Raw genomic sequence first — 8,733 nt, 5'->3', positions numbered from 1 at the left:
AAGCGAGATTATGCAGCACTTTATTTACCCTGTCAACTCCCTGATTGCTTTTGCTGTTCGTTTCGATGCATCTTATGCAGATGTTGTCGCTTTCGCGTCAATTTCATCAAATCAAACCGCCGGAGTTGCTGGCTGCTGCTTCTTTCTTACTTCCCGTTTTAGCGGGAGGCGAACTATAGCAAAGTTCACCCCTTGAAAGCAAGGGAGTAACGTAAATTATTTACACTGAATTTGAACCGGGGAATATGACTAACGGTCAAGCGCGTCCGCGGACTTTAATACAGATGCAATCGCACGGTCGAATAAACTCGCGCTTTCGACCATGCGTGCGGTGCCGTGAGTCAAATGCTGGCAGAAGCCATCTATTGAAATAACGGCCGGTGCTTCATGTGATTTAAAACTAAGTACCATGCTATTAGTACCCGGGCTGACCCAATGTACGCAGCCCCGGTAAAAGATACCGTCCAGATTCATTTCAATTGGGACACCACTAATAAGTCGGGAACGCAACTCTTGCGTATCGACGGCGCGCACAGGCTTGCTGAGGCGTATCATTCCATCGTTTGAATCTCGAAGGCCAGCCCTATCTGCATCGAGCATCGTGACGGTCAATCCGAGTTCTTCCAGAATATTTAATAAATATTTCTGCATTTCCGGAGATTTGTCTTCTGTGGCAATTTCAGAAATGACGACTGGCGGTTGATTTACAAACTCGTCAAAAATCGCATACATTTTTTCCAGTGACAAATCTGAAACGGCTTCGTCCCCTGGTTTCAATGCGCGCCCATGTGCATCATTGAGCCAATTCAATAAAGCATTTTGTTTAAACTGCCCCCATCCGAGCATGTCCATGCCAAAGCGCAGACTTTCCAGCATTGGCTGTAACAAAACCGAAAACTGCTGACGCTCTTCATTACTCCGCTTTGGACGAATACTCCAGATTACTTCGGGTACAAATTTTCTGAAACGCTGTGCCAACTCTGGTTCTCTGCGATCTGCCAGATTGATCGCCCGCACCCATTCATTCTCAAGAAAGGCTAAAAATTGTGGTGGCAAGTTCATTACTGCCAAAGCTGCTTTAAGTGTACGTGAAGTCTGTTCAAATTGGCTATATCGTATCTGCGCTTCTTCTATTGATTTGACAGTGCGTCTGATTACTTTGTCTTGTATGCGTAACTCGCGCATGACGAAGGTGTCAAAGCGATTCAAAATTCTTTCAAACAGACCTGGAATTTCACAATCGTGCTTGCCCAGAGTTTTGAAGATACGCCCGAATTCTTGCTCAAACTGCTCTGCGCTGGATTCCACATATTGCACACCCAAAGCAACAGTCGCAATACGATTGAGTAACATTCTGGCAGGATGCTGCTTACCACTCAAAAATTCTTGATCAGAGAGCGCTAACTGCAAAAGCAAAAATTGCAAACGCCCAATCTGCACACGCAAATTGATGGGCAACACGGAATCAAACAAGATCGACTCAAATACCATTGCCACGACATCGATGCTCATTTGCTCCACAGTAGTCCGCGCCAACTGAAACAATACTTCGCGCTGCTCGTGGATCAGATTTCTGACTTCGCCATGCTCGTTCAACATTTTCGCTATCGGCGGTGTCAGCAATTTATGCATCTGACCAACAATTGCTGGAAAATCTAATCCCGCAAAAGAAAATTTTGTAACCGCAGCGGCTCCGCTCCCTGCGGATATCGTCGCTTCATGTGCGACCTGCAATTGATGCACCAATTGACGCACTACTGATAAATTCTGGCTACCAGAACTTCCGCGCAAACTTGAAGTTTGTATGGGTGGCCGTGTTCTCGATTTACTCTCCCAGCTTAAGTCTTCTTCAGCGCCGAAAGCAATGCGTAACATGTCACCAAGACCAGCACCGCCCTCCAACCAACCTAATGAATGTGATTCATGTTCACTCAGCACAATCTGATCTTGGGGTGCTTTGGAGAATCCTGCGCGACCACGTACTGCGAGAAATAATTGTTCTATGTTGATGGCCGGTTTGGTCATCAGTTCAGGGAATTCATCTTGTGCCGCGGCCCGAAAAGGGGCAGGCGCAGAAAATTCTTTCTGAACAGGACGACCAACACCCAAATGATGTTGCTGTGTATCGGCAAACACAGAAGAAACATTTGAACGTGAGGGCAAGCTTTCTGGGGTTTTGTTTATTTTCAATACTAATTGCGCACTAATTCCTTGTTCTGCCAAATTGGCATTTGCACGTTGGTACATTTCAAGAACATTGCTACTGAGTGTTTCACCGATCTGGGTGATCAATATCGCCGTCTGTTCTGGTGGCAATTTTAATGCCTCAACCGATAATGATATGCAACGCGCGATCAGGTAAGGGCGGAAAGGATTTTCCCGCTCACAGATATCGTCTTGCCCGAACAGAACTGCCAGACGGATATTCAAATCAACCAATTCCTGCCCTGCGGCATCGCGGAAGAGTTGGGTTATGTTATTAAAGCGCAGGGAGCTTTCAAAAGTCGATGAATCAAGCAAACCGATATTATCGAGCGACAAAGAAAGCGCAGAGGAAGATGGACGGAAATTTTGGTAAGTTGTTTCTAAGCTTCGGTCGAGCAACTGATCCAAATTCAGGCTCAATTGTTGCACCAGCATTTCACGATGTTCTTGCAGCGCTGCACGAGCGCGGAAAATTTCGGTTTGCTCTGACGGCGAATTGCAAGAATTCGCCTTAGCAAACATGGTCTCAATAGCAGGTGCTACGATATGTTGGATCGCATTTTGAAACGTCGTGAAAAATTCTGAACGGGTACGTGTTAATAGTTCCTTCGGCTGCATACTGATCCTATTGCATAAATTACTTCATACAATATACAGAATGCCAGCCTTAGTTTGCAACTTTATGTAAACTAAGGCAAGTTTCTGGCTAAAAAAATCCGACTCAGGCAGCTTTCTTTTTGCGTGCAGCAACTTTTTTCACTGGTGTGCTAACTTCCACCTCAGCATCACCGGCGTCCGCGGCTTTGGACTTTGCTTTTGCTGGCGCCTTAGCTTTGCGCTCTTCAAATTCAAAGCTAACCTTGCCGTCTTTTGCTCTGACCAGGAAGGCTTTAAAAGGGCGACGGGTACGCTGAGAAACGAAGCCTGGCAATAAGTCAGTTTTGCCATCAACCAGTAATTTCACCATTTGTTCAGGCAAAATTTCTTGTTGCAAAATAATACGACCACTGCGGAAATCACAAGCTTTTGGCTTAGCCATGGATTTTTCGCATACATAATTCAGTGGCATTTCGTAGACCCCGCTACCGCACTTAGGACACGGCCCGAGTGATGTTTGGGTGCTGAAGTCCATGCCCTCACCGTCTTCACCATCATCCTGACTCTGACCAAAATCAAATTCCAGCTTTAAGTTATTGTGCTCGGTATCGGCCACAATTTTTAAGACAGCCGCAAACGGGCGTCCCATTTTAGAGCGGAAGCCTTGCAGTGGCCCGATTTCACGTTTTGCCAAGAGCTCTTCAACTTCAGCCACTTCGAATTGGCGACTGCCTGGGGTTTTGCTCATAGAAAATTCACACTTGGTACAAGCGAAACGACGATAGTTTTCTTTCACCACGCCACCACAATGTGGGCAAGGTGTGTGCAAGGTCGCATAGTCACCAGGAATGGTGTCGTTGTCGTATTCTTTGGCACGCTTAACGATAATTTGGGTCATTTGGGCAATTTCGCGCATAAATTCTTCGCGACTAATTTTGCCTTTTTCCATTTGCGATAGTTTGTATTCCCACTCGCCAGTCAACTCTGGTGAAGTCAGTTCGTCGACGCCAAGACCGCGCAATAAAGTCATCAATTGGAAAGCTTTAGCGGTCGGCATCAATTCACGGCCTTCGCGAAGCAGGTATTTTTCGGTCAACAAACCTTCGATAATCGCAGCACGCGTCGCCGGCGTACCCAGTCCCTTGCCAGCCATTGCATCACGCAAGTCGCCATCATCGACCAGTTTTCCGGCACCTTCCATTGCCGACAATAAAGTCGCCTCGCTATAACGAGCGGGGGGTTTTGTGACCAGGCCATGGGATGTAACTTGGTCTGCCAATACTTTTTCACCCTTCGCGACGGCAACCAGGGTGCCTTTACCTTCGGTATCTTTTTCTTCCAGCGCTTCTTTGCCATAAATCGCTAACCAACCAGCGTTGGTCATGACTTTGCCTTCGGTTTTAAAGTGATGACCTGTGACTTCGGTAATACGGGTTGTAACTTGGAATTCTGCGGCCGGGAAGAACACTGCCATAAAGCGACGCGTCACCAGGTCGTACAATTTTTGTTCAGGTTCGGACAAGTTTTTCGGTGCCTGACCAGTAGGGATAATCGCAAAGTGATCACTGATCTTAGTATTATCAAAAATCCGCTTATTCGGTTTAACCCAATTACTTTTTAAAATTTGGCTGGCAAACTGATAGTAGTTGTTGTTCTCAGAAATGGTACTCAAGGTCTGCTTGACCGTATCCAGATAATCCTCGGGCAAATGGCGCGAATCGGTACGTGGATAAGTCAGGACTTTGTGTTTTTCGTACAACGCCTGTGCAAGACCCAAAGTATTTTTTGCTGAAAAACCAAATTTCGCATTCGCTTCGCGTTGCAAACTCGTCAGATCAAACAAACCCGGCGCCATCTGTGTCGCTGGCTTGGATTCTTCAGTCACATTGCCCTGGCGTCCACGGCAAGCGGCAACGATGGTGTCGGCAGCCAGTTTGCTCCACAGACGTTCAGCTTTTTTCTCTGGATCGTGTTCGTCTTTTTTGAACTGCTGATCCATCCAGCGACCTTCATAAATACCGGCCGCACAGACAAACTCGGCACGAACCTCCCAAAAGTCACGGGATACGAATTTCTTTATTTTTTCTTCGCGTTCAACCACGATAGACAAGGTTGGCGTTTGTACGCGTCCAACCGTGGTCAGGTAGAAACCACCTTCTTTGGAGTTGAATGCGGTCATGGCACGGGTACCATTAATGCCAATCAGCCAATCGGACTCGGAACGGCAACGCGCGGCATCTGCCAAAGGCATCATGTCGTCGTCGCTACGCAATTTCTGAAATCCGTCTCGGATGGCACCAGGTGTCATCGACTGCAACCATAAGCGCTTCACTGATTGTTTTGCTTTTGCATGCTGGGCGATCAAACGGAAAATTAATTCTCCCTCGCGACCCGCGTCACATGCGTTGATCAGTGCGGATACATCTTTACGTTTAATCAACTTCGTCAGCACTTTTAAGCGCGTTTCCGTTTTTGCAATCGGGTTCAATGCGAAGTAGGGCGGGATCATCGGTAAATGGGTAAAGCTCCATTTGCCGCGCTTGACATCGTATTCTTCGGGAACAGTGATCTCTAATAAATGACCGACTGCTGATGACAGCACATAATCGTCGGATTCAAAATAATCATCATGCTTGGTGAAACCTCCCAAGGCTTTCGCAATATCGGCGGCGACTGAGGGTTTTTCGGCAATGATGAGCGTTTTTGTCATTTCGGGGTTCTCGAATGGTGTTCTGTGCAAGGAAACAATGTCGAATGTGCAACATTTTCCGTAAATAAGCGTAAGACTAACCTAAATTAGCGGGGAATGATAAGCGTGACAGTCTAAAAATCGCAATCAATATGCGATTTTTGTCAGAAATCTCTGAATATTGAAATGATTAATGTAAAAGGCGGGTGGCATTGTCGTCATCTGACAACAATAATTCATCAAACATCAACATATCTGGTTCCGCGCCCTGGCTCCACAACATCATCAGGACGATGATGCGCAACTTATCCAAAGGCAAGGGCGACTCATTCACTGCCAACGCTCGCTCAATAACAATTTCACGTTGCAGAGAAGTCAATAAACCAGCAGATTCAAGAAATTGAATAAAACCTATCGCCTGGGTTCCTAAAGCGGAAACCTCGATCGGCGCATATACGCGAAAGCCTGTGGAGCTCTTAGGCGCAGGTTGAGTCTGATCGGTCGTCATGGCTAAGCCTGTGAGCCAGTCTAACGCTTCAGAAATTTCGTCTTCGGGAAAACCAACAGCAGACAATTTTTTCACTAATGCTGCCGTGTCCGGACATGCGTCAGGACGGTAATAAGTTTCGTAGAGGTAAACAAGAATATCAAACATGGCACTACTGTATCTGTTGCTGAGGTTTCGGACAAGTCCTTTACGTGCGATTACGACAGAGTTTTCTGCAATTATGTATACCCTCACTGAGTATGCTCGCATACATACAGGAAATTATCGTGATCATTAAAATATTAAAAAATACCTCCTATCATCAGGATAAACTGATGCAACAGTCCGAGATCGAAGTTCAGCAACAAATAAAGTACAATTCTTGGGGAAGACCGTGTTTGCCAACTCAAGCCAGGCGACGATAAAGTCCGCCAGGTAACGCTTCAATTTGCCCATCTAACTCCAGGTTTAATAGTTGAGCATTCAAACATCCCATATCTAAACCACTCACCAGCGCCAGCGTATCCATTGGTGTCGGATCGAATGCAATATTTGCTAATAAACCCGAGGCGGGAATGTTCACATGCGACAACTCACTTTCAGGCGTTGTTCCAGAAAGATCTTTAAGCTTGGGTAGTGAGAATTTCAGTTCTTCTAAAATATCTTGTGCAGACTCAACTAATTTCGCCCCTTGCTTAATCAGTTGATGGCAACCTTTTGCCAAGGGTGAATGGATAGAACCTGGGATCGCGAATACTTCACGCCCTTGTTCAACTGCCATGCGTGCCGTGATCAAAGAGCCGGATTGTGCCGCAGCCTCAATAACCAGCACACCAAGTGCCAGACCAGAAATAATGCGGTTGCGGCGTGGAAAATTGGACGCCAACGCGGGCGAACCAAGTGAGTATTCACTCACTATACAACCTGATTCAGCTATAGCATGGGCAAGCTCGCGATTTCTGGCAGGATAAACAATATCAGCGCCAGTACCTATCACCGCAACTGTAGAAGCCATGCCGCGCAATGCACCCTGATGAGCAGCAGCATCGATGCCAGCAGCCAACCCTGAGGAAATGGTCAGTCCGGCATGACTGAGAGTTTCTGAAAACAACTCTGCATTGCGTATGCCCTGCGCGGTTGCATGACGACTACCAACCACACCAATTCCCGGCGATGACAGTAAATCAAGGCAGCCTTTGACATACAGCACGACCGGAGGGTCAGGAATTTCCAACAGAGCTGATGGATAGTTGCTATCAGCGAGCGTCAACACATAATTATTAGCTTGTTGACACCACTCGTACGTTTTTTCTGTCAGCGCCAACAAGGCGGGGGAAGGGGGTTGAAGTAACGCTTTAGCAATTCTGGGGCCAACTTCGGCAGCCAGTTGTTCATAGCTGCATGCAAATATCTGTTCAGGCAGACCAAATGCGGTCAATAACTTCCGCGCTGTTCCGGCACCAACCCCTGGTGTTTGCTCCAGTCGCAACCAGGGGGAGAAGTCCGGATACAAATTAACATCCTATTATGTAATGCATAGCGCGGCTGTTACTGCGGAGACCGAGCCACGTCACCAACCTTAACAAAATCTCTGACCTGCATGACCAAGCCATAAGAAATATTGTCAAAAACGCGGAAAATAAACACATTGCCATATAGTTCATCTGGCAATTTCACCTCACGATTGTCATCAGTTCGGTCTCGAATGGTGACGCCGTGGCGTTCCAAGGCCATGACGGTACCGACATCAACGCCACTCTCACTACCTCGGTTAATCGTCACAATCTGATTTTGACCTGCCACCGACACGCCACCATACACGCTGACGATGCGCGCTCTCAAATCATCTGAAGGCGGATGTGGTACATAGCTCAAAATTGGCGTTGGCGGCAATGGTAACAACCGATCACCAGCCGACATTTCTTCTTTGGAATTGACGACGATGAAAGTGTGAACATCGCCTTCGTCGCCCGCTTCACGATCCAATTTCAAGGTACCGACAAACGCAGCCTCGTAACCGATCACGGCTTGAGTTTCCGGATCTTTCAATGCTACACCAGGGCGAAACACCTGAAACGAGGTACCGCCATCCAAATCACCACGCACATAGGCTTTCTCACCCTGACCAAGATTGACTCTGCTTTCACTGGCAGAAACAATACGCGGCGTTCTGTCCAACGTAGTACGTTCCACAATCAGTGGCTGCGACAAGAATGGCTCAATCACGGATGAAGGAATAGACGGAATCGCATCGACACCCAATCCCTCTACGCGCGAATGAGGTGTCCACTTCACACTGGGGACGCCCCCACCAGCACCATTGGTACCAGACACATTACCAAGTCGCAAACGTTGATTGACGCGATCGAAATACACAATTTGCCCCGGATAAATCCAATGCGGATTGCGAATATCTTCTTTGTTCATTCCCCAGACTTGCGGCCAGCACCACGGATTTTTCAGAAATTGCGCTGAAATCGCCCACAAAGTGTCTCCTTTGACAACCTCGTGCTTATCCGGCGCATCTGGTAAAAATGTACATTTACTACTATTTGCTACTGCCTGTGCCTGCGCTATGCTGGCATCAGCGGGGGTCGCAAACGAAACTCCAGGTGCAAATGAAATACCAGCAACGAGGATGGCGGTGATTGTGCTAAACTTTTTCATGTACATTATCCGATACAAAATGCTGCAAAACAGCAAACCGGCTCGCATGCAGGCAAACGCTTGCAAAACTTGCCAAATTGAATCAAAT

The 8,733-nt window shown here is 47.2% G+C and carries 6 protein-coding genes; 1 reads left to right on the top strand and 5 read right to left on the bottom strand.

The features are described from left to right. The coding region (locus ACO0KY_RS18815; RefSeq protein WP_423048659.1) for a hypothetical protein at positions 1–196 on the top strand (196 nt) is incomplete at its 5' end. Positions 197–249: 53 nt separating this feature from the next. On the opposite strand, the gene ACO0KY_RS18810 is transcribed toward ACO0KY_RS18815, so the two are convergent. The 5 genes from ACO0KY_RS18810 to ACO0KY_RS18790 form a co-directional block, all read right to left on the bottom strand. Then, positions 250–2,823 carry a DUF1631 family protein gene (locus ACO0KY_RS18810; RefSeq protein ID WP_423048657.1) on the bottom strand — a complete coding sequence of 858 codons (2,574 nt, stop codon included), beginning with the start codon at positions 2,821–2,823 and terminating at the stop codon, positions 250–252. A gap of 103 nt (positions 2,824–2,926) precedes the next feature. Continuing rightward, the gene (locus ACO0KY_RS18805; protein ID WP_186912080.1) at positions 2,927–5,512 is read right to left on the bottom strand and encodes a DNA topoisomerase III; all 2,586 of its coding nucleotides are present in this window, start codon (positions 5,510–5,512) and stop codon (positions 2,927–2,929) included. Positions 5,513–5,681: 169 nt separating this feature from the next. Further along, positions 5,682–6,146: a DUF494 family protein gene (locus ACO0KY_RS18800; protein WP_186912079.1), complete on the bottom strand. Its 465-nt coding sequence runs from the start codon at positions 6,144–6,146 to the stop codon at positions 5,682–5,684. A 238-nt stretch (positions 6,147–6,384) separates the two neighbouring features. Then, positions 6,385–7,491 carry a DNA-processing protein DprA gene (gene dprA / locus ACO0KY_RS18795; protein WP_423048654.1) on the bottom strand — a complete coding sequence of 369 codons (1,107 nt, stop codon included), beginning with the start codon at positions 7,489–7,491 and terminating at the stop codon, positions 6,385–6,387. 35 nt (positions 7,492–7,526) lie between these two features. After that, positions 7,527–8,645: a LysM peptidoglycan-binding domain-containing protein gene (locus ACO0KY_RS18790; protein WP_423048652.1), complete on the bottom strand. Its 1,119-nt coding sequence runs from the start codon at positions 8,643–8,645 to the stop codon at positions 7,527–7,529. Positions 8,646–8,733 lie beyond the last annotated feature (88 nt).

This window comes from Undibacterium sp. Dicai25W, from assembly GCF_049340505.1.
Classification (GTDB): domain Bacteria; phylum Pseudomonadota; class Gammaproteobacteria; order Burkholderiales; family Burkholderiaceae_D; genus Undibacterium; species Undibacterium jejuense.
This window is presented reverse-complemented; position numbering and strand designations above follow the sequence as displayed.